1 rRNA gene is annotated in these 245 nt (G+C 38.0%); it reads left to right on the top strand.

The features are described 5' to 3' along the window. Positions 1–123 precede the first annotated feature (123 nt). Positions 124–237 (top strand): 5S ribosomal RNA (rrf, locus tag P20429_RS20000). The last annotated feature ends 8 nt before the right edge of the window (positions 238–245 follow it).

Genomic DNA, 245 nt, shown 5'->3' with positions numbered 1-245 from the left:
CGACAGTTTAGACAGAAGTTAATATGACTAAAGTAGATATTACTTAGAAAGACTTAAAAAATATTATCAGATATTTTCCAAATTCAGTTAGTGCGTAGCGATACGGATTAACGCCCAAATTTGCTTGGTGACAATAGCGTTTTGGACCCACCTGATCCATGCCGAACTCAGTAGTGAAACGAAACAGCGCCGATGATAGTGTAGCATTTGCTATGTGAAAGTAGGACATTACCAGGCTTCAAATT

Source organism: Pseudoalteromonas sp. BSi20429 (assembly GCF_000238895.1).
GTDB lineage: Bacteria > Pseudomonadota > Gammaproteobacteria > Enterobacterales > Alteromonadaceae > Pseudoalteromonas > Pseudoalteromonas arctica.
Note: the sequence above shows the minus strand (reverse complement) of the source record. Positions and strands in the feature narration are given on the sequence as shown.